Source organism: Legionella worsleiensis (assembly GCF_001467535.1).
Classification (GTDB): Bacteria; Pseudomonadota; Gammaproteobacteria; order Legionellales; family Legionellaceae; genus Legionella; species Legionella worsleiensis.
The window spans coordinates 33,259-56,738 of record NZ_LNZC01000003.1 but is presented as its reverse complement, the minus strand read 5'-3'; the positions used below and the strand labels follow the sequence as shown (position 1 = coordinate 56,738).

Sequence of the window (23,480 nt, the reverse complement as noted above, 5' to 3'; positions counted from 1 at the left end):
AAAGATGGTAACCGTAGAAAATACGGTACTACATAACATCTATTTTGATGTAGACGTCTTTAATCGTATTCATAATCCGGATAAATGCATGCGTGGTGCAATGAATTTCGCAGTGACAGCGCTCTGGGTTATAGGTTTTAAAACGGCTCGCTCATGCTGGTTTTATGCGCTAAGCGTTTAACCAGCATCGTTTATAAGGAATATAATGCCTACCGAACAACTCAGGAAACTTATTATGGACACCTCTCGAGATAACCCGCTTACACCACTACTGGGTCAATAAAATGGAAGTGTAGTCTTATTTTTTTGAGTCTATTACCCTCAACTGCGTGAAAATTATATTAATCCTCTTTGTAATAAATTATAAACTTAGAGGTGGGTGGAACTCACTTTCCAAGCTTGGATTATTAAAATATTTACTGTATATGATTAAAAACATAGCCAGTGCAAATACCATTTGTGTTAATAAAATTGCACGACTGTCAACGGGTTGTGGCATGTATTCCTGTAGAGTCAATACGCTGTTTTTATCGTTAATATCTTCTACATTGCTTATTTGTTGATGAAACCTGTTTAAATATTTTTTAGGGTTATCTGCGGTAAAAATAGTATTGCGTAAGTGCATTGAACGACTTTTACCAACGTCTGATGAGAATGTTTCTCTGGTAAGCCCTTCATATAACGATAATAGTCGTCTATCTATGAAAGTATCTTCTGAATACTCATTCGAACATATCAAGTTTGGGTGTAAGTCTAATAGTTTAAAATTAAATGAGGTGCCACATTTTTGCATAAAATCGACTATTCGATGAAATATTATTGCACTTTCATCATTCAGGGGTTTAACTTCGGCTCCTTTTTTAAAAAAGAATACTGCGCTCTTATGACAGCCTGGAGTTATATCGACTTCCGTTTTACACGTTCTTGGATATGCAGGTAAAATAGGTGCATGGCATGCTATATCCGGCAAAGGTTCATTGGTAAATAAAACAAGCATGTTACTTAAATTACGGCAATCCGTTAAATTCGCCACTGCGGCTGAGAGCGTGCTATTGATGCCGAGTAAAATATCGCCATAAACACCTGTGATAAAATTACCTGGAACTGGCTCAAATGATGCGACGTTAATTGTTAGACGATCACTTGGAATATGCTTTAGCTTTTGACACAATAAAAAAGCTGCTGCTCCGCCCCGACTAAAGCCATAAACATTTAAAATAACATTTGAATCACTGTTATGAACCAATTGTTCTACTTGTTCCGCTATTCTTATTACTTGCTTTTCCAAATGAAAAGTAAATATTGTACCAAGATCACGCACGTCATTGGTCTCAACTCCGCAACCATTCACACATACGGAGTAACTACTATGATCATCTTTTATTGTAATGTGATTCAGTAATGCTGCGAGTGTTATTCTTCCCAGCCCGTCTTCCGGAACATGATTGCTGTCATCTGTACCATTAAAATAAACACTAAATATTATAGCCATGTTTTAAATCCAATGAAATAAATCAAACAAAATGAAAGAAACTATACCAAAAGGGCATATTTATGTCAAGATAGCTCAATAATTGTGTCGGAGGCAATTATTATCATCAACGAGTGTTTTTCACTGATTTATTATCTTCTTGATGCATATTAAAAATTTCTAACCTAATAGACCAATACTGCATACCCATGTAAAGTTTAATATCTCATCTTTTTTTTGTTTAATACTGAAACAAGTTTCTTGGAATGTGAGTTAGTGATGGAAGATAACTCGCAACATCTGTGCCCGACAAGACCCCAAATTGACCTCAATGATCATACGTGATACACTTTGTTTCTAATATTTATTACTATTTTGAGATAATTATGGCCGCTAGAAGTGAAGATGTGTTCTTGTCTTCGGAAAGAACATCAGAAACAGATTTAGATTTAATTGCTGTGTTGAGCATAAATAGTATATTGGAAAATATTAATATAACAGCTTCCTTGCCCAGAGAGTATAAAGAGGAAGATCCTGAAATATTGGAACAAGCAATTAAGAGAAATGAATACGAAAATAATCCAACTTCTTTGCCTTCTTACTCTTACTCCCCTTTATTCATGCGATCATTTTTTTCCAAACAAACTGAATTTGGAAAACCAGTGAAACCCGGAAAAACATATCCCAATGCCTTTTTTTCTAATTTGGCTACCGTTCATTTTTATCATACTTATCTATCAGGAATTTTAACATTTGGATGGCAGGGCGGTATTGGAAAACAAATGATGCAAACAGAGAAAAAACAATTCAAGACTTATCGTGATGAAGAAGGCTTATATCAACTAAATAACGATAACAAGGAATATATTGCAAATGGTATGTATCGCTATGTCGTTTCCCCCAAAGGTGGCTTGTACATATTAACAGACAAGAATATGACTTCTTGTTTCCACAACTCTATCAGAGCGTCTCAGCCTGTTCAATCAGCTGGGCAAATAATGATTATTAACAACAATATTGAGACAATTAGTAATTCAAGCGGCCACTATCGCCCTACAAGAGAACAATTTTTAAGAACAGTTGGTGGTTTATACGCAGCAGGCTTTTTAGACCTCACCGTTCGGGTGCAGTGCTTCGTTATTGATGGTTTTTTTTCGTATTCCACAAAAAATCTAGGGGTATTGGAGCAGTTGATCAAAAATGATGAAATTAAGATACCCCATCCTTGGGTGGCTACAACTGAATTTAGCAATTTGATGAGCTAAATAGAGGTGAATGCGTCAATGATGATTGCAAAGATGAGTCAAAAAAAATCAAAACGATTATTTGCTTATCCAATTAACAGAATATGATACAATGTAATCTTTCTTAATTTATGGGGATTCACTATGATGATAGCACCAAGAAATCCTGTATGCTGCTTTAAGGTTCATTAAGTAACGTCCCTGAAGTTTTTTAAACATGACGTGCTCTTGATTTGAGCACAGTTTTTTCAATTTCACGTTGAACTGCCCTTCTCCTGCGATAGGAACTGTGATGATGACGCTTCGCAGGAGAGGGAATGTCTCAGATGGACATTTATGACGGCATGTGGTTTCGTTAGGAAAAATGACTTCCAATGCCCAAAGACCGGCATGGCGTGACTTGCTAGCGGACTATGGAAATTGGGGTTAAATCACAGAAACAGGTCGAGGTCCTCGTAACTGTCTCGCTAGTCCATGAAAGAAATTGTATTCAAAATCCCTTTCTTCAGAAGCAAAAACTATTGGTAGAGCATGCCAGGGAAGCCTTGGGAAACGATGATGTGTTCCATGATAATTAAAATTAAGGATAAAAATAGCCAAACACGTTGGTAGCTTGAAATTAAAAGCAAAGTATATGTCGTCTGTTTTACTCCCATAATGGTAAGAATAATCCGATACAGAAATAAAAAATGCACGAGCCATCATTAAAATAATTAATACTGGCCAATATGAGCCGTAGCAATAAAAGCTAAGAAAAAACATAGAAAAAATGAATAAAAGATCAATTCTGGTTTCTGGTAAATTATTTTTCTTTTTTAAGAATCGTTCAATCGCAATCTGCTGGTAAGAATTTGCAGGAAAATGGTTCATTAATTTCGTTTTTATTATTTTGCGTGATAATAAGGCAATTAGCGGAAAAAATAATTCCTGGATGTATACCCCAATGAATAAACGGAAATAATAAGCAAGTCGGGCTATGCGTGGTGATAATAAAACAGGATCATATTCTTCATGTCGTTCCATTGCTGTTCGATTAAATTTGTGATGTAAAAGATGAGCCTGTTGAATCGCTCGAAAGGGTGAGCCAAAACAGATAGCCAATAGGCGGCTCATCATATCATTACCCCTTCGATTCATTGATAATTTGGAATGAATTCCCTCGTGAATTAGTGACCAGAAGCTATTATTCACCAGCATAAGGGGCAGTAAATTTAGTATCAAGAGGATGCCTGTCTTAGGCAATAAAAAGGGCAAAATAAAATATTGATACAGACTTAATAGAACAAAAAAAATAACAAGATAGCGGTTATGTTGTTCTCGTGGGACGAAGAGATCGCTGTCCAACAATTCTAATGTTTTTGTATTTTTTTTGGGCGTGTTAAATTGTTTTTTTGAATCTTCATGACCCGTGTTGGACTGCCATTTCTCCATTCCAAATCTCCAATATATTCGTTATCGGCAATAACGTCGCCAGATACAATATTTCCATAGCCTACATACGCTTTATCACCGATTTTACTGCCAGGGCCTATAATACAATTTGCGCCAAGAAAACAATTTGTTCCAATTGTGACTGGCTTTAATAACAGGCGATCACCAGTAAAATAATGACAGGAGACATGAACATTTTCACCGAAAGTTGTTCCTGAGCCAATGGTTAATAAGGGAAGATCAACAAAGGTAAATTCCATTGGCGTATTGATGCCAAAGCCAATTTTAGCGCCTAAAGCACGATAGAGTAAAAATTTAAGTAAATAGGAAATATTGAGAAGATACCTAAGTCCAGACACCTTTATGGAACGATTTAATGCTAAATGACAATACCATGAAAGAGTATTTTTATTGAATCCTATATGAGTCACGCCAGGTTTTAGTTTAGGAATAAAGAACTTAAATAGTGCTAAAAAAGATATGAAGGTCAAACCTGACAATAAAGGTGACAGTAATAAAACAATAATCAACAAGGTAGTTGAGCCAGAAAAATAAAAGACCAGAAAAATAATAACAGACCATGTTAAAACGGCAGGACCTACTGCGAAGAATGCGCTAAGAAGATCAAAAAATAGATAATGGAGTATTTTTAATTTTCGATGGTCAGTCATTGATTATCGCCTGTGCCGATTTTTTTACTCCAAATAGCTTACGATAAATTGCTTGGGCAATTGTAATGGTCAGTGTCAATAAATAGGTCATGATCATCTGTCTGCGACGAAAATAAAAAACAGTGAGATCATTATCGTGTGTTCCTTTACGAACAAGCTTTGGGCTTAATAAAGTGTAGCGTTTTATCATTCCATGGCCGGCATAGGAACAGCCAAAAATGAAGGGACGATTTTCTTTTAGAGCATCAAAAATAATATTGGACCCAATGTTCAAGTTAAACATCAAGCGAGAAATTGATTTTGATTTCCAAAGTGCAACTATTTCACAGACTTTTTGCTTGCCCCCCAAAGCTTCAATAATATTTAATTGTTCTTCTGCCGTAAAATATTCAAAACAACGATGTGGATATTGATTAATTATGTATCCAGCTACTAATTGTGTCCCCTCATAAACACCTATAATGCGCTTATAGGAGAATAGAGTTTCAGTTTTGATAGCCTGAATTGGGTCAAGTCGTTTCCCCTGAAAAGAGTCCATGTATCCTTTGGAAAACGCCGCCAATTCAGTTGCGGTTTTAAGATCTCTGAACTTAAATAATTTTGCCATATCAATTGTCCTTATGACCAAACGCAAAACAGTTATCTTAAAGGGCTTCCTCGGTAACCGCATGAGGTGCAGTAATTAACCCTAATTTACAAAACATTCGTTGTTGTGCTTTCAACCGGATATCAAGTTCTGCAGAAGAGGTTCTTAAAATTGCAGCCCCCGTTTCCAGATAACGGTCTTCATTAGCAAGTTTCCAATCAGACCAAAGGCCTTCAATCCAGGTAATAATATTATTTTTTTCTATTTCACTCAGAAGAGGTAATTTGTCTCGCATATAGATAAAACCAAACCCAGAATGTCTGGCTTCATCCTGGATAATACGTGAATTAATTGCCTTAAAAATTGGGCAGGGTAGCGTTTCAATTCGTTTTCTTTGTTGATTCAGTGCCTCACTTTCCATGACTACATTTAAGGCAACAATCAATCCGCAATAGGATCCTGTCCAAGCTAGCGTCTTGGAAAAGATATCTTCAAGTCGTTCATTGATAGGTGTAATTTCGCCAAACATTTGAATATATTTTGCATATACATCGGCATGACGTGCCTCGTCATTCATCTGCGTGCAGATAAAACGAAGGGCTTGAAAGTCTGGAATTTCATTGATTAATCGGGCACAAATTCTTAGGGTAAACAGTTCCGCATGATAAAGCTGACTTATCATATCCACATAATCTGTTATTGTGACCTCGTTTGGTACAATAGGGGTTTGATCCCAATCGAACTCAGAAATCGACCAATTGGATAATCCTGATTTTTCAATCAATTGTTGCAATTGAGGGGAATGATAAGTGTGTGAATCGTCCATAACATCAACCAGGCTTGGGATTTTTGATGATATTAATGCTTCACTGTTTATAATTCAACTCACAATGACTGAAATTTCATCCCTGGTATGCTGCTTTTTTCATCATGCTAATCTGGGTACGTCTGTGTTTATGGCATTTTCAGTTTGCATTGAAGCACCCGCTTCTGGTTCAATAGGAGATCTTGAGTTGAAAAAAGTCGAACGATACAGTCGTCTTGCCGCTGGAACAGCGTGTTGCTGTGCCTCACTAAATCCAATGACAAACTCAATCAAAGGCCCAAGCCAGGCAATATATCCTACTCCATTTGCGATGGCTGCAAGCAGAGCTTGAGAGGCATGCGCAACGCCTGCCAAAGCCCCAACACCTAATGATAAAATCATAGAAGATGAATCACCATGCCTAAGCATATTGGCAATATTATGGGGTAATTGTTCCATTTGATTAAGATGAGGAACAGACTCAGCTATGGCAAAACCCAATACAGCAATACACCTGGAAAACTCTTGGTTAATTGGGGCAGCGATTAATTGTCCCTCTGGCAAATGCAGATAAACCATTGCTGCCAACATCAACCACCATTTTAAAGGAGGCCATGAGCTTCGTGGCCTGCCAATTACCTGACTATTCGTTACACTTAAACTATATTGTTCGCGCGTGCCATTCAGGGTGTGAAAAAGATGAGGTACCGAGATAGCACAAAACTTTATTAACGCAGGTGCAGCGAAAACCAAACCTAAGAATTCATTCTCATGCATCCCTAACGAACTGGCCAACAAGCTACCCTGTAAACGATGCGCCCATCCACACATGGCTAATGGTGGTGCAAGTAACATCAAGCCCGTTGACATGACTATAATATCACTCCTTTTTGCAGGCTGAAGTAATGATTGTTGTTTCTGCTCTTCATGTGCATCATTAGATTCATCGTATTGTGCCGGAAATAGATGATCGTATACCTCAATAGACTCACAACAACCAGCAAGAATTGCCAAGCCGAGAATATAGAGCCAATAAGCATCCTGCGCTGTTGTGTCTGGCAGCTCATCTATTGTCGCTCGGGAATAAGTCATTGAAGATACAACGAATACTAGAAACGTGAGAAATTGTCGTAACTCTTTTGGCATCACTTTAACCATACAAAAATGTCTTTAAGCAAGACGTAGAAGAAATTCGCATTTCATTATATGGGATTATATAGACTAAAAGCTACGACTTTGAGTGCGGTTTGATTCATACTCAATTTCATAAAAAATTCTGCATCTGTTGCAGTTAGAGTGTGATAAGCAATTTTACATGTTTAAAGTTCTTAGAGAACAGTGCTCTGGTACTGTATGGAGTACTGAATGTACGATATTCTTTGATGAATTTTGAGCCATTCTTACTCATAGTATTTCCTTTACGGTCCATTGACAATTCACCGCTGCCTACGTGCCGTGGCTTGTCCACGGCATCCAGTAGCTCTCAATCATAGTCAAATTTCTTCATATAGATCGCACCATTCGGGATTAAGTTTTTCAAAACGTTTTTCACGGCGAGCTGTTTCAATATACAACTCATCCATTTCATAATAAACCAGCATGTGTAGGTTATATTTGGCTATGAAGCCGGGTATGAATTTATTTTTGTGCTCACAAGTACGCTTAATAAGGTCTGTCGTAGCTCCTACATAAAGAATGCTGTTAGTCAGAACCGTTATATTATGAGTTTGCTCCTCTTAATCAATCTATTAGAACGTTCATATTTTAATTGGACCATCTACTGGATGCCGTGGACAAGCCACGGCACGTTGGCGTTGCTGAATTGTCAACAGCCCCTAATATCATTCATATTAATCCAACAGGCATGTAAGGCACCCAGATTGCGAGTGACTAAGCGATTGCTTTAAAAATCAAACCAAAAAGCGTACTATCATGAGCTCTTGGAATAGAAAAAAGGACTGAAATAGGACTTTTTTCAATACGTGCTGTAATTCTTTGTTTCTCTTCCAGGAAGATGTATAAAAATTAAGAAAATGATAAATATTCTTTTAAAGAATCTGTTTATCTTTTCATACTACAACAGGATAAAAAGGAGAAGTTATGTTGTTAAGAAAAATCACCTCTGGTGTGATAGGGATAGCCTGCTGTATTTCATCTTTGAGTGTGAGCGCAAATAATAAATTGCTTGCAAGCTACGATGAGCTCCTGCAAACTCTGGATTCAGGAAATAAAGTGCGTGCGGTTGTTCATGTGAATAAATGCACGCTTATCGAAGGTACCGAATTAGCTAAAGTCATCACCATGGGCTTTAATTATGATTGGTACAATCACTACAATTTGCGAATAGATTCTCAACATTCAAAAGAAGTGATAACCACATCAAAAAATATCTTTTCAGTAACTCAGCTTAATGCGCTTGGTTCTGTAAATAACTACGTCCAGCTGCATATTTTCAAAGATAATTCTGCCTATGTATTTGGCGCAATTATCGATCCTGTAACTTATGAACAAAAAATCACTGCAACCTATTCCTGCCCACTTGATGTCAACTCAAGCAATTCAGGAATCGTATTGTATGCAGAATAACTCTGTATAATGGCCTTACTGGATGTTTGCTTGCCTAAACATAATGAAAACCTGGGAGTAAGCACTAAGGGCTGAATCCCAGGTTTTCATTTAACCATGCAATGCTTTAAAATAGAATATTGCATAACAATGGGGGGTCTGATGGAATTCAAGCAGGTTTTGAAGAATAACCGAAGGTATTTGTATTGGGGCATAATTTCAGGATTCTTGTCGGGGTTCTTGTATTTTGCTTTTGGAGTGTATACTCACTCATCAGAAAAAACTCATTTACAACTCAATCAAAAAAATTTCGTTGAGTTTCAAGCAGGAACTACACGTTGAACCAAGAATTAAAAATAAATAAGAAAAACAAAGTATTGCAATTTGTGCTCGGACTTTGCATAGGTGCCGCACTTTGGGGATTAACGCTAATAATGGCGTTAATCCTTAATTGATCGCACAAAAGCACCCTTTAGTTTTCAACACATATTGTGCGGAATCGATTAAATCCAGGTCATTGGTGAATGGCATGCGTCATTACAATCTTTTTCCGTTTTTTCCGTCTGAATGGTAACGTGTTGAATTCCGAATTGCTTTCTTAACTGCTCAACCATCTCTGCTCTCGATTCATCGGATAACCCCTCTTCAGGCATATAAAGATGAACTGAAAGAGCGTTTTCTTTGGTACTCATAGCCCAAATGTGTAAATCATGAATACTCTGCACTCCCGGCCAGGAAACGAGAAACTCACTGACTAAAGACCAGGAAATACCTCTGGGAACACCATCAATAATCAATCTGAAACTGTCCGCAAATAAAGACCAGGTGCCCTTAAGAATGACAAGAGCAATTAATAAACCAACCACCGGATCTATCCATAACCATCCGGTCCAATACAGTAAGGCAGCAGATAAAACCACACCAACAGAAATCAGGGCGTCATAGAACAAATGCAAATAAGCCCCACGAATATTAAGATCATCAGAACCACGCAAAAATAACAAAGCAGTAGAGCCATTAACTACAATCCCTATACCTGCAACAATCATAACAGAAACGGCTTGTATCTCTGTTGGCGACAGTAATTTATACATCGCCTCTGTGGCAATTATCCCGCACGTGAAAATCAGCAATCCACCATTAACCAATGCGGCCAATATGGATGTTTTCTTCAAACCATAAGTTGCTTTTTCTGTGGGCTTGAGACTCATCAAACCCATAGCAACCCATGCCAGAATCAAACCCAGTACGTCGCCCAAATTATGAAAAGCATCAGCTAACAAACTGGTGGAATGAGCGATATAGGCATAAATAATTTGTACCACAACAAAAGCACTGTTTGCACTAATCGCAATTAAAAAAGACTTGTTATAGGTAACCTCACCATGATGATGGCCATGGTGATCGTGGTGGTTGTGTGATCCTTCATGCGAATGCTTGCTCATTATATTCCCTATGATTGCTGCTCGTCAGTATAATAGTTAGTCCCTATTTTAATTCTGTCACGAGTTTTTTGTTTTCGCCAGGCATTAGTATCCCTTAATGAGTAGACGCAGCCACAATATTCCTGCTTATAAAATTCTTCTCGTTTTGCTATTTGATACATGCGTTCAGAGCCGCCATTTTTTCGCCAGTTATAAGTCCAATACACCAAATCAGGATAGTGGCTTGCCGCACGAACACCACAATCATTAATTTGATTCATGTCTTTCCAACGCGATATCCCCAAGGAACTGCAAATCACAGGGAACCCATGTTCATGGGCATATAAAGCCGTACGTTCAAAACGCATATCAAAACACATAGTACATCGCTTACCACGCTCTGGCTCCCACTCAAGCCCTTTGGCTCGCTCAAACCAATTATCTTTATCATAATCCGCATCAATAAACGGAATGTGATGCTTTTCTGCAAATTTAATATTTTCCTGCTTTCTGATTTCGTATTCCTGCACAGGATGAATGTTAGGATTGTAGAAGTAGATAGCAAATTCGATTTCAGAAAATACCAATGCCTCCATCACCTCTCCCGAACAGGGGGCACAGCAAGAATGTAGTAATAGTTTGTTCGCTCCATTAGGAAGCTCTAATCGTTCTCGTTCTATCATGGGGTTACTTCCGGCAAGTTAATAAAATGCTGTCGATAATACGCTAATTCGTTTATTGAATCCTTAATGTCATCCAAAGCAAGATGCTTGGACTCTTTAACTACTCCATTTAATAATTCAGGCCGCCACCGAATAGCCAATTCCTTCAAAGTACTGACATCAAGGTTGCGATAATGAAAAAACGCAGCAAGTTCAGGCATGTATTTATATAAGAAACGTCTGTCTTGACAAATACTGTTCCCACACATAGGTGATTTGCCTTTATCCAGATATTGCTTTAAAAAATCTATGGTTAATTGTTCTGCCTGAGCTTCGCCAATTGAACTTTCTAATACTCTTTTAACCAAACCAGACTGATTGTGTTGCCTGGTATTCCAGGCATCCATTCCATCTATCAAGGCTTTAGGTTGAGATACCGCAAATACAGGCCCTTCAGCCAAAATATTCAAATGAGGATCGGTAACAACTGTGGCAATTTCAATAATTCTATCCTGCTCAGGATCAAGCCCTGTCATTTCCAAATCTATCCAGATTAAATTGTGATTATTTTTCATTTAAGTTCCAGGAATTGAGTAATTGTTTTACACAAGCTATGCGGCGCTCATGTAATGCTTCTTTAATGGCTTTTCCTTCATAACCTTGCGCTATTAATTCTTTAGGGTTCACTTTAACACATTCGGACAAAATTTTAGACCAAATTTGCGCTTGTTGATACTCCACGGGAATACCTCGCCCCTGGGAGTCAGCCTGACAGGCTAGCAATAACTGGTGAAACAAATCAGGTTTTCTAAAGGCATCCGTCCTCTCCAATACATTCACTATGGTATTAGGCCGTAACTCAAACAAGCGGTGTATGGTTAAATGATATCGAGCCACAAGAACGGCTAAAACACGATAATCATTAGGGATTCGTAAACGCCTGCATAAGCCGTCTATGACAGGCACCCCTGTCTCTTCATGCTGATGATGTTTGGGCCACTGGCTAATGGGCGTCACCCCCTTACCCAAGTCATGTACTAAAGCAGCAAAACGAACAACCGGATCGACACTCAAAGCAACCGCAGACTGCAAAACCATAAGGCTGTGGATGCCGCTGTCTATTTCAGGATGATAGTGAGCGGTATTGGGCACGCCAAACAATGAATTAATTTCGGGAAGAATCACGTCCAAAGCACCGCAAGAGCGCAAAGTCATGATGAACTGTTCAGGATTCGGTTCTGCAAGGCTTCGTTGAAACTCCTGCCAAACACGCTCAGGAACCAGATGAGATAATTCACCTCGCTTCACCATAGCATACATTAATGCTCGAGTTTCATTAGCCAGAGTAAAACCAAGGCTATAAAACCGGGAAGCAAAACGCGCAACTCGTAGAACTCGAACCGGATCCTCTATAAAAGCGGGCGAGACATGGCGCAATATTTTATTATGAATATCTTGTTGTCCCTGATAAGGATCGATTATCCGGCCCTCTTCATCCATAGCCATCGCATTAATGGTTAAATCACGGCGAGCCAAGTCCTCTTCAAGGGTCACAGCAGCACTAAAATCGCACTCAAAGCCGTAGTATCCCGGAGCTGACTTGCGTTCCGTTCTTGCCAGAGCGTATTCTTCTTTGGTTTGCGGATGTAAAAATACTGGAAAATCTCGCCCCACCTGTCTAAAATTTTGCTTAAGCAATTGTTCTGGAGATGAACCAACAACGACCCAATCTCGTTCTTTAACAGGCAGACCTAATAACTGATCCCGAACGGCGCCCCCAACCAAGTAGACTTTCATTAAACAGGTTTTACCTTCATACTGTATCATTAATAAACGCAGCAATTATAGTATAGAAAGACACTATGAGTAAAAGACGAATTAATAAACAACAATCAGTACGCATTGAGAAAATGCAGCAAAATTACCAAGAGGCCAAAGAAAACAATCCCGACTCTCTTGCTGACGGCCTGGTTATTACCCGATTTAGCAGACATGTTGAAATTGAAGACAGCCAAGGTAATCGCCTGCGGTGTTCCATAAGACCCAATTTGGATATTTTAGTTGCTGGTGATCGCATAGTCTGGCAAACGGAAGGTATAAACCAAGGAGTAGTCGTCAGCCTCTATCCCAGAGCAAGTATTTTGGCAAGACCCACCAGCACCGGATTAAAAAAACCGGTTGCAGCAAACATCACCCAAATCATCATTGTGATAGCGCCCAAACCCGAGATCAGCTGGCCCTTGCTCGACAGTTATCTGATTATGGCAGAAATCCTTCATCTTCATGCGGTGATTGTACTCAATAAAACAGATATTCCGTGTACTGATCTGCAATCGCAATTAATTAATGATTATCAGAATCTGGGCTATCCCATCATTTTAACCAATAAAAAAGACACTCTTGGTTTCGCAGAGTTAAAACAACGCCTTAACCACCACATTAATGTTTTTGTAGGGCAATCGGGTGTAGGTAAATCATCTATCATTTCGAGAATTCTTCCTCATGAGGAAAATATAGCGACAAATGAACTGTCTGAAGGCAGCGAGCTGGGACGACATACAACCAGTAATTCTCGCTACTATCATTTAGAAAGCGGTGGAGCGTTAATTGATTCGCCAGGGGTTAGAGAATTTAGTCTATGGGATATGAACACCACGTTACTTGCACAAGGTTATAGAGAATTCAAACCCTTTCTGTCAGGCTGTAAATTTCGCAATTGCACCCATACAGACACACCGCACTGCGCACTGATAGATGCCGTAAAAAAGGGGATAGTCCCCCAAAGAAGGTACGATAATTTTATTAAATTATGTGCACAATTTAATAAAAACAAAGAGTGATTATGTTGGAGCTCCCAAATAACCCATAAATGGCTGGCTACTGCGGGCAGCCTCGAGGTCGTCAAGAGACAGGATAGGTTTAGCTAACTTAGTGAGATACTTCCATATCGAACTGTCTGTTTGCATACCGATATTGCGTAGTGCTCTTTTATAAGAATCGATGAGGAAACCTGGATTTTTAAAGCTTTCCAGAGGAGTGGTTGATTCGGGGTCTTTTCTTGTCACTTCCACAGAAGAAGATAATATTTTCCCATATTTTTCTCTGTACATATAATCTAATCTATTGGCGATATACTGTGTGCAATTAGGTAAAAAATTCTTTCTGGATTCATCCAGAGAGCATGATTGTAATGCAACAATCATGCTCTCTTTATCCTGCGGAGCTAATTGCTGCAAAAACTTATTGAAAAAAATATTCACCCGAAAGCGTTTTAATAACTCACTGTCACCTTGTGCATAGGTACGAATTAAAATATCCAAAAACGAGTTAATTTGTGTTTTTACAGTCTTACCCGCCGGCTCGAAATTAATTAAGGCATTCAGAAACAGTTCAGGTTCAAACCAGATAACATCCAATCGCCCTTCTCTGACGGCATCATACCATCCACTGTTAGCACTATAACTTGAAAACCACAGAAAAAAACCATCTTTATTGCGAATTGGATCAAAAAAACGTTCTTTAACCGATGCAAAAATACCCGCTAAATCTTCATCTCTATTTTCGAGTAATGCGGGTAGAAACAACTTATACATCTCCCTCACCTCAGGTATAACAGGGTTACTCAAATCCCATAAATTGATATAGCAGGTAGCCGCAAACCAATCACGTTTAAAACCATGGAGCATCATAGAGACTATCAATTGATAGCATGGGTTCATAGAAATTTTAGTCGAAGTACGACGCCTTGGCGACGAAAAAAAGCTGCTACTGCTACTGCTACTGCTACTGCTACTGCTACTGCTACTGCTACTGCTACTGCTACTGCTACTGCTACTGCTACTGCTACTGCTACTGCTGGACGATGCCTGAACGGGTATAGGACGGCAAACATCTCCTTCCAAAACTCGTGAGGACCCTAACGCCGGATGAACTTTTTTTAACCAAACCAATAAGGCATTAAGTTCATTATCCAGAGTGTAATCTCGTGCCCGGTTTATGGTGATTAAAAAATTCAAAAGGTAATCCTTTTTTGTTTGCACTAATATTTTTTGCCCGTACAGAACATTTATATTTCCTACATTACCTTTTTCAATCAAATGAAAAAAATGATTTGCTGATTGCTTAAAAAGGCCAAAATCTTTACCTGCGCTTTTAAAACTAAAATAATCTTGTATCAATCTCAAAAGTTTGGGTAAAAGCTCTAAAGGCATTTCTCCTTTGCCAAGAAGAGCAGGAAAAACTCGTTTGTTCAAAAATTCCCAGAAATTGGTGAATTTATCACTACCAATTTGAAATTCGCCCTGATTGTGTTTACAGGACTTCAGCCGGGTTAACTCATCTACAGTAACTGGACGCAGTTGCGTTCTTGAAAAATCACGATAAGTGGACAGTTGGTACCCAAAAGCAAGCAAATGCTCACAAAAAGTCCGTTTACGGTAAAGCGTTTTACCACCCTCCCCCAAATAAAAATTCTCCAATTGGATGGTTTCAGTCAGGAAGCTCAAATCATTAAAATCTCTTTCGTTAGTAACTTCAGGAAGTAAAATTTGATATACGGGCTTGTTCACTACAGGAGATAATTCCCAGGCAAAATCTATCCAGAGTTTGTTGATACCAAGAGAATTCATCGTGTAATCATTCTCAGTATCAAAGACACTTTTCCATCGTGTTGCATAAACTTCCAAGAGAAACCCAACATCTTCGGCGCTAATTTCAATACTTGAATCGCTGGATTCAAACCGGGAAACCATTAAGTCATATAAATCAATATCACAAAAAGCTAACTTACCCGATGTCGCTAATTGCTCAATAAATTGCTTAACGTCTTTGACTAACATCTGAAATCACAATCCTATAAAAATGAATACAATGTAATTGTTCAATAAATAACAAATTCTCATAATACCGCAATAAGGAGCTAAAAATAAGCATTTCGTTAAAATAATGAGTTCCAGGACGTGGTGTGCCCTCAGCAAGACCAGGCTCAAAGGAATACAAGAATAGCTATCTCTTTGAATGAACAACAAAAAATAACTCGAATAATCAAACAATGATGATAAGGAGAAGCGCTGTATTGCCTTATTGTGATTTGCCTCTGAGATCAATATCCCACAAATCAATTACTTCATTATTTTGCACAATCACGTATTGGTCGTAAAGGTTAATCGTGGGATCGCAATGCGGCACAATCATCTCAATTAACTCGGCACAACCTGGCAAGGGGGCATTACCCATAATTTTACCATGCTCATCACCAAAACCACCCCAATCATAGAATAAATGAGGGTGGCTGATAATTCTGGGCTGATAATTGGGATCAAAATAAATAGCTTTAGTGCCGGCATCAACGGTAACGTGTTCTTTTCTGTTGGCACTGATAACGGTAGTCAACAGAGTTAAAGCATTTTTAAAACGATTAAACTGCCTTGGATTTTCTCTGGAGCCAATACTCTCGTATTGTACATCCATCACGGTATAAGAGCCGGGTTGAATTTCAGTAACCTCGGAAGCCTCAGGGTCAATATCGAAAGTTCCCGTGCCCGAGCCTGTCAAAATGTTAAACTCAGAAAAAAGAGGTTTTAAGGCTCTAAAGAGCCCTGAAGCCATCTCCATTGTTTTTAAAGAAGCAACCTTACGTTCGTGATAATCAGAAATGTGCTGCAAGTTTCCGGCATAACATTGTATTCCTTGCACCTGAAGCCACGGTTTGTTTTGCAAAAACAGAGCAAAATCCAAAGCAGCATCGGGGGCAATCCCGGTTCTGCCAATACCCGGATCCACATCGATTAATACTCGAATGGGTTGATTCAACATTTGCCCAAGCTGATTTAACGCCTCGGCGTTTTGCGGGTTATCAACCACCAACAAAAGATCCGGTGCGTTTTTCAGGCAACGAGAAAGTCTGGTTAACTTGTATTCAGAAACAATAGGAGACGTAATTAAAACAGAACTTATTCCTTGTTGGATGAGTTGCTCTGCTTCTGATAATTTAGCCGCTGAAATTCCTAACGCCCCTGCTTCGAGTTGCAGCTGCGCAATTCGGGAACATTTATGCGTTTTACAATGCGGCCTAAGACCAACACCCACCTGAGTTGCATAATCCTGCATCACCCTTATATTTTCTTTGAGTTTATCTAAATCGATCAACAAACACGGAGTATCCACTCCTCTCAAATTGTTTAATGGTACATCCACAATATAAAAACCTGCTTATTACCCGTAACAATTTAGGGTAGAAAAAAATAATTTGTCGATATAATGGCACCAGGATATGATTAAAGCAACCGATGCTAAGATGGAAGTCAGACTATTAATTTCATTTTATGCAGATGACCCATACAGTAGAAAAGCATTGAAGTACTACAAGTTACAATTTTTTTCTTATTTCCGTTATTTTATTTAATTTTTCGGTGATGATTCCGTACAATTTTTGCATGGTTTCACCTTGGTAAAATGCGCTTTTTTCTTCATCGCTTTGTGTGTTTGCCAAACCCACCAAAGTTTCCAGATTATTGATGGCACTGTCCAATTCTTTGGCGATTGCATCCAAAACGGTTAAAAAATCAACTCTATCCTTGCCTTCATAAACAGAAAAATTATGAATTTTCACATCTATTTCTGCTCTAATCCCTCGCAAATTTCTATCAAGGTTGATGATGTGCTCTGGTATGGATTTATCCTGGGTTAAGTAAATTGGTGTAGTGTTTGTTGGCGTATTAGGCTCCATCAATATGCTCCCGGATAAAAAGTGAATTTCATTATAATAGATTTTAGTTGAAATACAGCATTTCGCCATTTGATTTAATAGTGTTATCATTGTTTTTTTTCATAACATTAACTCCTATGCTACTTCATTACCTCTTTCTTATGGGCATTTGTGTCGAAGCGATAACAGGGGCCTTGGCTGCCGGACGAAAAAAAATGGATTTTTTTGGCGTAATGCTTATCGCCTGCATCACCGCCCTGGGTGGCGGCACGGTGAGAGATACTTTGTTTAATACCTATCCGCTTACCTGGGTCGCTCATCCTGAATATTTGTTATATACCTCTTTATGCGCTTTTCTTACTATATTTATCGCTCATTCTCTGGTCAGAATAATGAAGGTATTTTTAATTCTTGATGCCCTTGGTCTGTCTACATTTGTGATTATTGGAACACAAAAAGTTCTTGCTCATGGTATGCCGCCTAGTGTAGCCGTAATCAGCGGTATGTTAACCGGAATTTGTGGCGGGATGTTGCGGGATATTTTGTGTAATGACATACCTTTGGTGCTCAGAAAAGAGTTGTATGCACTGATTGCGCTGGCAGGTGCGGTATTATTTATCACTTTGGCGCACTTTCAGGTGCCGCATAACCTTAATATCGTGATCACGTTAATCAGTATTTTTACGGCACGATTGTTAGCAATTTTCTTTCATATTGAAATTCCCATTTTTGATTACTCTGAGAGCATCAAAAAACGGAAAAAGAAATAGAAAAAACATAAAAAAGGGCGAAACCAATTCGCCCTTTTTTGTCCCGTTCTGACAAACAGAACGAGCTCTTGAATACCTGAAATAACCTCTAGGCTTCTTTAATTGCAATGATGCTTACTTCTTCGACAGGTACATCACCATGACCCATTTTCTGGCCTGTTTTTACCTTTGCAATTGCATCTACAACATCCATTCCTTCAACAACTTCACCAAATACGCAATACCCAAAACCTTGAGGATGGTCGCCGCTGTAATTGAGAAAACCATTGTCTGCAACATTAATAAAAAATTGTGCAGTAGCTGAATGAGGATCCATAGTTCGAGCCATAGCAATGGTGCCACGTGTGTTGGGTTTGGCATTTTTTGCTTCGTTTTTAATGGGCTCTTCAGTCGCTTTTTGTTGCATGTCGGCGTTTAAGCCTCCACCCTGAATCATAAATCCATCGATAACCCGATGAAAAATCGTATCATTATAAAAACCGCTGCGAACGTAATTTAAAAAATTTTCTGCCGTTGCTGGCGTGTTTTCTGTATCTAACTGTAAATGAATATCACCTTTAGACGTACTAATTACAACCATTGTATCTCCTGTTAAATCTCAAATAGTTAGGAATTGATTACCAAGGTGCGCATTTTAGCACAAACATCATGTAATACATGGATGTTATGTATGCTGGCCAAGGCCGTAAATAAATTAGCTTTTCTTTTGAATAAATGATGCAAGTGCGACCGTGAGTAGTTGCGACAGGTATAACAAGAGCAACTTGCCATAACAGGGGCTAAATCATCCGCAAAACAGGATTTTTTAATTTGAATTCGTTCATTCTCATATTCACTGGAAAAACGTAACCAATTTCCCTCTTGTACCAATTCACCACAATATAAAGCCCCATGCCTCGCATTTCGTGTTGGTGCGACGCAATCAAACATATCAATTCCCTCTGCGACTACATCCAAAAGATCCTGCGGTGACATTCCCACGCCCATAGTGTAGCGTGGTTTATTTTCAGGTAAGAAATCACGAACCCAACGGATGACCTCTACCGTGGTTTTCATGTCAAAACCAATAGTCTCACCACCAATTGCAATACCGTCTGTATTCATTGACGCAACAAAATCAGCACATTCTCGTCGCAAATCCTCAAAAATACCCCCCTGAACAATGCCAAATAAAGCTTGCTGGTTCCCATACCGAGACATGGGATGTTCAAGATGATAATTAACAGATTGTTTTAACCAACGATGAGTTCGGGACATGATGTGGGCGACGTCATCTTTGGAACAACTATCAGAAGTGCATTGATCAAAAGCCATGATAATGTCTGCGCCTATGATTTTTTGAGTTTCCAAAGACATTTCAGGCGTCATATGAATCAATCGCTGATTACCTGGAAGTTTAAAATGAGCACCTTCTTCATCAATAGTACAGATCTCTTTGTTTTTAGATAAACTAAAAACTTGAAATCCTCCACTGTCGGTTAACATAGGTCCATGCCATCCCATAAACGGATGCATCCCTCCTGCTTTTTCAATGACACTCATCCCCGGAGCGCATAACATATGATACGTATTTCCACCTAAAATTATTTGACTTCCTGCATCCAATAACTCTCCCGGAGTCATATTGTTAACACCGGCACGAGTTCCCACTGGCATAAATACCGGGGTAATGAATTCACCATGGGGGGTTGTAACACGAGTAACTCGTGCTTTGGAGCCGGCATGCCGATAAAGCACTTCACATGAAAATTTATTCATCGGGAGGGATTAATTCAAAAAAAGAGCAATCATAGCCAAATCAAACCAATATTTCCAGTTAATAAATCGGGCGGCGCGTTCGTAGAAACAAAAACACTCCAGTAATGGCCATAAAAAGAAAATACAAAGCAGTCCAACCAGGCATGGATATTCCCAACATACTCCAAGTCGTTTCCGCACAATCTCCTGATCCCCAAAATAAGGCGTGAGCTACCGTCTGCCAGGGAAAATAACGGATCAGGACATCAAGGCCAGGCATACAGGCCGGAGCTTGTTCTGCGGGCAATGATTGCAGCCACAACTGTCTAAGCGCAAAAAATAATCCGGCACAGGCAACCAGAATCTGTAACAAGCTGACAAAATGAGCTTTTTTCATCGTACCAAGGCTTAACCCCATAATACCCAGTAACAAAAAAACACAAATTCGTTGCATCAAGCACAGAGGACAAGGCTGAAGCCCTGCAACATATTGAAAATATAAAGAAGACAAAAAGACCCAGAGCGTCACTAACGCCAAAAAGTATTGTATTTTCTTATAAGAAGAGTAGGTCATGATTTCGGCAGCATATACTGAATAGCGGCTTTAAGCTCTTCATCAGAGCACTCAACGCAAGTTCCTTTTGCAGGCATTGCATTTAATCCCTTAATAGAAGAGGCCAATAACTCGTCAATAGTCCTTCCCGAAAGTCGGGGTTTCCAGTCACTGTCATTACCAAACTTAGGCGCTCCGGCTAATCCATCTCTGTGACAAACAATGCAATATTGCTCGTAGGTGGCTTGACCCGGTTCTTTGGCTGCTACTGCAGTTGTTGGCTTATTTTGTGTTGCAGTTTCAGAAGGGTTATTGCCTTCATCTTCGACACGCACTTTGCCTACAGGTTGTATTCTTTGCTGTATTTGCTGTCTGTCAACATCGTCTAATGCGCAAACTGAAAAAGAACACACTGCCAATAGCGCCACGCTAACCAACCTCATGGAAGCACCCTCATGATTACAATTTGAAAATCATACCGACAAGTCAGTTTTTTTTCCAGTATCATTTATATATACACCCCGTAGCAAACAAATTCACTCCTCTTGGGGAAGTACCAAAGCCATGTTACACTGCCGCCAACGGGGAAAAGCTGAGCTAGGGATGGGAATTCAAAACAACAATACACATACGTATTATCCATCGTCATCGAAAAGAAAAACTGGCGAAGGCACAGAGGACTATCCTGATTTTATCACTGATGCGATGAACTATTACTTTGAAGAACGAGTGAATAAGTCATGGCAAGGAAAACATATTCTGCATGGTAAAACCCCAACCTCAACAGCCCTGGTTTTTTCCAGTAATGATTACTTGCATATTAGTCAGCATCCCGAATTAATCAGCGCCCAGATTCAGGCCATGCATCAATACGGTAATGGCCAAATGCAGTCTGCTGTTTTTCTCAGTAATCACAGCTTATTACTGGATGCCTGCGAAAAAAAATTCAGCACCTTCCTGAACTATCCCTCAAGTTTACTGACTCAATCAGGATGGTGCTCTAACGTAGGCATCATTCAAGCGCTTGCCAAACGAAATACGCCGGTGTATCTGGATTTTTATACTCACATGTCTTTTTGGGCCGGAGTAAAAACGGTAAATGCCAAACCTATTCCATTTCAACATAATTCCATAGAATCGCTCCAAAAACGCCTGGAACGACATGGGCCAGGAATTATTGCTATTGATTCGGTATACAGTACTACAGGAACAGTGTGTCCACTGAAGGAAGTAGCCAAAATCGCCAAAAAATACCAATGTCTGTTAATTGTTGATGAATCGCACTCTCTGGGAATTTACGGCCCCGCCGGAAAAGGATTGGTTTCCGAATTAGAGTTGTGGGATGAGGTTGATGTCATCACCGCAAGCTTGGCGAAGGCATTTTCAGGTAGAGGCGGGATAATTGCGGGAAAAAAACGATTAATCGAGTTTATTCGCTACTCCTCTCTTCCGGCAATATTCAGTTCCGCATTGGTACCGCATGATCTGGCTGGATTTTCATCCTCTCTGGACATTATTGCCAAAGAAGAATGGCGACGAGAAAAGCTGCATGCTAATGCCAACTTCTTGCGAGAGGCGTTATCAATTCAGGGCTTTGATATAGGTTCCAGTAAATCACAGATTATCCCGCTAATGACGGGAAACGAGAGTAATACCATTTGGCTGCGTAATGAGCTGGAACAAGAAAATATTTTTGGCGCTGTATTTTGTGCGCCAGCCACTCCCAAAAACAAAGCATTAATTCGTTTATCTGTTTGTTCTCATCACAGTAAAAATGATTTACAAAGAGTATTGGACTGCCTGGTTCACTTGGCGAAGCGTAATAAAGAGATCCCATTGTTTAACCCGCAACAGACCAGTTGACAAAACAGCTACTTAAGTCTAATTATTAATCATAAAGCCTCAAAAACAAACTACAAAGAGGTCAAATTCCATGATTGAATTAATTATTCAAACACAGCCGGATGATGAAAGCTGTGGCCCCACCTGCCTTCATGCAGTCTATCAATATTACGGATTGGAATTTGACTTAAATGAACTAATTCGGACTATAGATCGTTCTATATCCGGGGGCACATTATCCGCAATGTTAGGCAAACATGCCTTGCATCAGGGATTTAATGCCAATATTTACGTCTACAACCTCGATGTTTTTGATCCAAGCTGGTTTCACAACGGCGTGGTTAATAACAAATTTTTGATGGACAAGCTTGAAGTCCAAATGGCCTATAAAGACAACCCCTACATTACACAAGTATCTCAAGCTTATATAGAATATTTAAATTTGGGCGGCAAAGTATCAGCTCACCCCCTGAACACCAATCTTTTAAAAAAATATTTTGTTCAAAACATCCCAATAATAACCGGATTAAGTGCAACAAACCTCTATTGGAGTGCGAGAGAATTGTTCACGCCCGAAGGAAAATCAGTTTATGACGATGTGCGCGGCACCCCCTGCGGGCACTTTGTAGTTCTTTGCGGCTACGATGTCAAAAAACGTCATGTGGTTGTTGCAGATCCTCATGCTGAAAATCCCCTGTTCCATAACAATTATTACAAGGTCAACATTACCCGATTAATGAATTCCATCATGTTAGGCGTAATGACCTATGATGGTAATCTGTTGATTATTGAACCCAAAACGAAATAAACAAAAAGGCCATCACCGAAAGGCCGCCCCTTATCGAACCAAAGTACTTTACTCGTCAAGGTAAACCAGTTTAGGATGAGATTATAATCAAAGCGCTTTTAACTTGTTTCTCGTTAATTGATTGCTATACTCAAAATCTGGGGTGTAATAATAATCATTACTCCGGTAAGGTTATTGCTTGATTCGCGATACTTTGTTTGGTGTA

General features: G+C 39.3%; 25 protein-coding genes. 7 read left to right on the top strand and 18 right to left on the bottom strand.

All coding sequences use genetic code 11. The features are described from left to right. Nucleotides 1-4: 4 nt before the first annotated feature. Entirely contained in the window at nucleotides 5-181 is a 177-nt protein-coding gene (locus Lwor_RS14040; RefSeq protein ID WP_157063118.1) for a hypothetical protein, read from the top strand. A gap of 180 nt (nucleotides 182-361) precedes the next feature. Here the strand turns inward: Lwor_RS14040 and Lwor_RS02200 are convergent, their stop codons facing one another. Continuing rightward, nucleotides 362-1,492 (bottom strand): hypothetical protein, encoded by a 1,131-nt coding sequence (locus Lwor_RS02200; protein WP_058492265.1) that lies wholly within the window; start codon nucleotides 1,490-1,492, stop codon nucleotides 362-364. A gap of 365 nt (nucleotides 1,493-1,857) precedes the next feature. Here Lwor_RS02200 and Lwor_RS02195 point away from each other — a divergent pair, with 365 nt between their 5' ends. Beyond that, a complete protein-coding gene (locus Lwor_RS02195; RefSeq protein ID WP_058492264.1) occupies nucleotides 1,858-2,736 on the top strand; it encodes a hypothetical protein in 879 nt (292 codons plus the stop codon). Nucleotides 2,737-3,141: 405 nt separating this feature from the next. On the opposite strand, the gene Lwor_RS02190 is transcribed toward Lwor_RS02195, so the two are convergent. From Lwor_RS02190 to Lwor_RS14035, 6 genes are all read right to left on the bottom strand, one after another. Continuing rightward, nucleotides 3,142-4,146 (bottom strand): fatty acid desaturase family protein, encoded by a 1,005-nt coding sequence (locus Lwor_RS02190; protein WP_083501562.1) that lies wholly within the window; start codon nucleotides 4,144-4,146, stop codon nucleotides 3,142-3,144. Beyond that, nucleotides 4,065-4,817, bottom strand: coding sequence for an acyltransferase (locus Lwor_RS02185; RefSeq protein WP_058492262.1), 753 nt, complete (start codon nucleotides 4,815-4,817; stop codon nucleotides 4,065-4,067). Before Lwor_RS02185 ends, Lwor_RS02190 begins: the two co-directional genes overlap by 82 nt. Next, a complete protein-coding gene (locus tag Lwor_RS02180; protein ID WP_058492261.1) occupies nucleotides 4,810-5,424 on the bottom strand; it encodes a hypothetical protein in 615 nt (204 codons plus the stop codon). The genes Lwor_RS02185 and Lwor_RS02180 overlap by 8 nt, the downstream gene beginning before the upstream one ends. 37 nt (nucleotides 5,425-5,461) lie before the next feature. After that, a complete protein-coding gene (locus Lwor_RS02175; protein ID WP_058492260.1) occupies nucleotides 5,462-6,229 on the bottom strand; it encodes a ferritin-like domain-containing protein in 768 nt (255 codons plus the stop codon). A gap of 102 nt (nucleotides 6,230-6,331) precedes the next feature. Next, nucleotides 6,332-7,354 (bottom strand): hypothetical protein, encoded by a 1,023-nt coding sequence (locus tag Lwor_RS02170; RefSeq protein WP_147279857.1) that lies wholly within the window; start codon nucleotides 7,352-7,354, stop codon nucleotides 6,332-6,334. Between the two features lie 347 nt (nucleotides 7,355-7,701). Next, nucleotides 7,702-7,926 carry a GIY-YIG nuclease family protein gene (locus tag Lwor_RS14035; RefSeq protein ID WP_058492258.1) on the bottom strand — a complete coding sequence of 75 codons (225 nt, stop codon included), beginning with the start codon at nucleotides 7,924-7,926 and terminating at the stop codon, nucleotides 7,702-7,704. A 382-nt stretch (nucleotides 7,927-8,308) separates the two neighbouring features. On the opposite strand from Lwor_RS14035, the gene Lwor_RS02160 reads away from it, so the two are divergent. Continuing rightward, nucleotides 8,309-8,794 (top strand): hypothetical protein, encoded by a 486-nt coding sequence (locus Lwor_RS02160; protein ID WP_058492257.1) that lies wholly within the window; start codon nucleotides 8,309-8,311, stop codon nucleotides 8,792-8,794. A 482-nt stretch (nucleotides 8,795-9,276) separates the two neighbouring features. Here Lwor_RS02160 and Lwor_RS02150 read toward each other — a convergent pair whose 3' ends face one another. The 4 genes from Lwor_RS02150 to Lwor_RS02135 are packed head-to-tail and all read right to left on the bottom strand — an operon-like array spanning nucleotide 9,277 to nucleotide 12,656. Next, nucleotides 9,277-10,218 (bottom strand): cation diffusion facilitator family transporter, encoded by a 942-nt coding sequence (locus Lwor_RS02150; protein WP_058492255.1) that lies wholly within the window; start codon nucleotides 10,216-10,218, stop codon nucleotides 9,277-9,279. Between the two features lie 8 nt (nucleotides 10,219-10,226). Next, nucleotides 10,227-10,880, bottom strand: coding sequence for an epoxyqueuosine reductase QueH (locus tag Lwor_RS02145; protein ID WP_058492254.1), 654 nt, complete (start codon nucleotides 10,878-10,880; stop codon nucleotides 10,227-10,229). Continuing rightward, entirely contained in the window at nucleotides 10,877-11,434 is a 558-nt protein-coding gene (gene orn, locus Lwor_RS02140) for an oligoribonuclease (protein WP_058492253.1), read from the bottom strand. The genes Lwor_RS02145 and orn overlap by 4 nt, the downstream gene beginning before the upstream one ends. Then, nucleotides 11,424-12,656: a multifunctional CCA addition/repair protein gene (locus Lwor_RS02135; protein ID WP_058492348.1), complete on the bottom strand. Its 1,233-nt coding sequence runs from the start codon at nucleotides 12,654-12,656 to the stop codon at nucleotides 11,424-11,426. The genes orn and Lwor_RS02135 overlap by 11 nt, the downstream gene beginning before the upstream one ends. A gap of 65 nt (nucleotides 12,657-12,721) precedes the next feature. Here Lwor_RS02135 and rsgA point away from each other — a divergent pair, with 65 nt between their 5' ends. Then, nucleotides 12,722-13,699, top strand: coding sequence for a ribosome small subunit-dependent GTPase A (gene rsgA / locus Lwor_RS02130; protein WP_058492252.1), 978 nt, complete (start codon nucleotides 12,722-12,724; stop codon nucleotides 13,697-13,699). Here rsgA and Lwor_RS02125 read toward each other — a convergent pair whose 3' ends face one another. The 3 genes from Lwor_RS02125 to Lwor_RS02115 all read right to left on the bottom strand — a co-directional run bounded on the left by Lwor_RS02125 (nucleotide 13,700) and on the right by Lwor_RS02115 (nucleotide 17,586). Beyond that, complete coding sequence (locus Lwor_RS02125; protein WP_058492251.1) at nucleotides 13,700-15,697, bottom strand: hypothetical protein; 1,998 nt, start codon at nucleotides 15,695-15,697, stop codon at nucleotides 13,700-13,702. It lies immediately after the preceding gene. 241 nt (nucleotides 15,698-15,938) lie between these two features. After that, the gene (locus Lwor_RS02120) at nucleotides 15,939-17,054 is read right to left on the bottom strand and encodes a DSD1 family PLP-dependent enzyme (RefSeq protein ID WP_238584605.1); all 1,116 of its coding nucleotides are present in this window, start codon (nucleotides 17,052-17,054) and stop codon (nucleotides 15,939-15,941) included. A gap of 172 nt (nucleotides 17,055-17,226) precedes the next feature. Continuing rightward, entirely contained in the window at nucleotides 17,227-17,586 is a 360-nt protein-coding gene (locus tag Lwor_RS02115) for a hypothetical protein (RefSeq protein ID WP_147279859.1), read from the bottom strand. A gap of 116 nt (nucleotides 17,587-17,702) precedes the next feature. On the opposite strand from Lwor_RS02115, the gene Lwor_RS02110 reads away from it, so the two are divergent. Then, on the top strand, nucleotides 17,703-18,335 hold the full coding sequence (locus tag Lwor_RS02110; protein ID WP_058492347.1) for a trimeric intracellular cation channel family protein: 633 nt from the start codon (nucleotides 17,703-17,705) through the stop codon (nucleotides 18,333-18,335). Between the two features lie 88 nt (nucleotides 18,336-18,423). On the opposite strand, the gene Lwor_RS02105 is transcribed toward Lwor_RS02110, so the two are convergent. From Lwor_RS02105 to Lwor_RS02090, 4 genes are read right to left on the bottom strand one after another with little or no spacing between them, the layout of a single operon-like run. Next, nucleotides 18,424-18,915, bottom strand: a complete 492-nt coding sequence (locus Lwor_RS02105; protein WP_058492248.1) for a peptidylprolyl isomerase — start codon at nucleotides 18,913-18,915, stop codon at nucleotides 18,424-18,426. A 26-nt stretch (nucleotides 18,916-18,941) separates the two neighbouring features. Next, nucleotides 18,942-20,093: a tRNA guanosine(34) transglycosylase Tgt gene (gene tgt, locus Lwor_RS02100; protein ID WP_058492247.1), complete on the bottom strand. Its 1,152-nt coding sequence runs from the start codon at nucleotides 20,091-20,093 to the stop codon at nucleotides 18,942-18,944. Nucleotides 20,094-20,151: 58 nt separating this feature from the next. Beyond that, entirely contained in the window at nucleotides 20,152-20,646 is a 495-nt protein-coding gene (locus Lwor_RS02095) for a disulfide bond formation protein B (RefSeq protein ID WP_058492246.1), read from the bottom strand. After that, nucleotides 20,643-21,068, bottom strand: a complete 426-nt coding sequence (locus Lwor_RS02090; protein WP_058492245.1) for a c-type cytochrome — start codon at nucleotides 21,066-21,068, stop codon at nucleotides 20,643-20,645. Before Lwor_RS02090 ends, Lwor_RS02095 begins: the two co-directional genes overlap by 4 nt. Before the next feature lie 121 nt (nucleotides 21,069-21,189). Between Lwor_RS02090 and cqsA the strand changes: the two genes are divergently transcribed. Then, the gene (gene cqsA, locus Lwor_RS02085; protein ID WP_238584604.1) at nucleotides 21,190-22,488 is read left to right on the top strand and encodes an alpha-hydroxyketone-type quorum-sensing autoinducer synthase; all 1,299 of its coding nucleotides are present in this window, start codon (nucleotides 21,190-21,192) and stop codon (nucleotides 22,486-22,488) included. Nucleotides 22,489-22,558: 70 nt separating this feature from the next. Continuing rightward, a complete protein-coding gene (locus Lwor_RS02080) occupies nucleotides 22,559-23,275 on the top strand; it encodes a cysteine peptidase family C39 domain-containing protein (RefSeq protein ID WP_058492244.1) in 717 nt (238 codons plus the stop codon). Nucleotides 23,276-23,480: the final 205 nt, after the last annotated feature.

What these genes read in the sequence shown, in the direction of transcription:
- Lwor_RS02200 (WP_058492265.1), bottom strand. Translation starts at nt 1,492, where the DNA reads ATGGCTATAATATTTAGTGTTTATTTTAATGGTACAGATGACAGCAAT.
- cqsA (WP_238584604.1), top strand. Translation starts at nt 21,190, where the DNA reads ATGTTACACTGCCGCCAACGGGGAAAAGCTGAGCTAGGGATGGGAATT.
- rsgA (WP_058492252.1), top strand. Translation starts at nt 12,722, where the DNA reads ATGAGTAAAAGACGAATTAATAAACAACAATCAGTACGCATTGAGAAA.
- Lwor_RS02125 (WP_058492251.1), bottom strand. Translation starts at nt 15,697, where the DNA reads ATGTTAGTCAAAGACGTTAAGCAATTTATTGAGCAATTAGCGACATCG.
- Lwor_RS02145 (WP_058492254.1), bottom strand. Translation starts at nt 10,880, where the DNA reads ATGATAGAACGAGAACGATTAGAGCTTCCTAATGGAGCGAACAAACTA.
- Lwor_RS14040 (WP_157063118.1), top strand. Translation starts at nt 5, where the DNA reads ATGGTAACCGTAGAAAATACGGTACTACATAACATCTATTTTGATGTA.
- Lwor_RS02115 (WP_147279859.1), bottom strand. Translation starts at nt 17,586, where the DNA reads ATGGAGCCTAATACGCCAACAAACACTACACCAATTTACTTAACCCAG.
- Lwor_RS02185 (WP_058492262.1), bottom strand. Translation starts at nt 4,817, where the DNA reads ATGACTGACCATCGAAAATTAAAAATACTCCATTATCTATTTTTTGAT.
- orn (WP_058492253.1), bottom strand. Translation starts at nt 11,434, where the DNA reads ATGAAAAATAATCACAATTTAATCTGGATAGATTTGGAAATGACAGGG.
- Lwor_RS02195 (WP_058492264.1), top strand. Translation starts at nt 1,858, where the DNA reads ATGGCCGCTAGAAGTGAAGATGTGTTCTTGTCTTCGGAAAGAACATCA.
- Lwor_RS02180 (WP_058492261.1), bottom strand. Translation starts at nt 5,424, where the DNA reads ATGGCAAAATTATTTAAGTTCAGAGATCTTAAAACCGCAACTGAATTG.
- Lwor_RS02135 (WP_058492348.1), bottom strand. Translation starts at nt 12,656, where the DNA reads ATGAAAGTCTACTTGGTTGGGGGCGCCGTTCGGGATCAGTTATTAGGT.
- Lwor_RS02105 (WP_058492248.1), bottom strand. Translation starts at nt 18,915, where the DNA reads ATGGTTGTAATTAGTACGTCTAAAGGTGATATTCATTTACAGTTAGAT.
- Lwor_RS02090 (WP_058492245.1), bottom strand. Translation starts at nt 21,068, where the DNA reads ATGAGGTTGGTTAGCGTGGCGCTATTGGCAGTGTGTTCTTTTTCAGTT.
- Lwor_RS02110 (WP_058492347.1), top strand. Translation starts at nt 17,703, where the DNA reads ATGCTACTTCATTACCTCTTTCTTATGGGCATTTGTGTCGAAGCGATA.
- Lwor_RS02160 (WP_058492257.1), top strand. Translation starts at nt 8,309, where the DNA reads ATGTTGTTAAGAAAAATCACCTCTGGTGTGATAGGGATAGCCTGCTGT.
- Lwor_RS02095 (WP_058492246.1), bottom strand. Translation starts at nt 20,646, where the DNA reads ATGACCTACTCTTCTTATAAGAAAATACAATACTTTTTGGCGTTAGTG.
- Lwor_RS02080 (WP_058492244.1), top strand. Translation starts at nt 22,559, where the DNA reads ATGATTGAATTAATTATTCAAACACAGCCGGATGATGAAAGCTGTGGC.
- Lwor_RS02175 (WP_058492260.1), bottom strand. Translation starts at nt 6,229, where the DNA reads ATGGACGATTCACACACTTATCATTCCCCTCAATTGCAACAATTGATT.
- Lwor_RS02150 (WP_058492255.1), bottom strand. Translation starts at nt 10,218, where the DNA reads ATGAGCAAGCATTCGCATGAAGGATCACACAACCACCACGATCACCAT.
- tgt (WP_058492247.1), bottom strand. Translation starts at nt 20,093, where the DNA reads ATGAATAAATTTTCATGTGAAGTGCTTTATCGGCATGCCGGCTCCAAA.
- Lwor_RS02190 (WP_083501562.1), bottom strand. Translation starts at nt 4,146, where the DNA reads ATGGAGAAATGGCAGTCCAACACGGGTCATGAAGATTCAAAAAAACAA.
- Lwor_RS02170 (WP_147279857.1), bottom strand. Translation starts at nt 7,354, where the DNA reads ATGCCAAAAGAGTTACGACAATTTCTCACGTTTCTAGTATTCGTTGTA.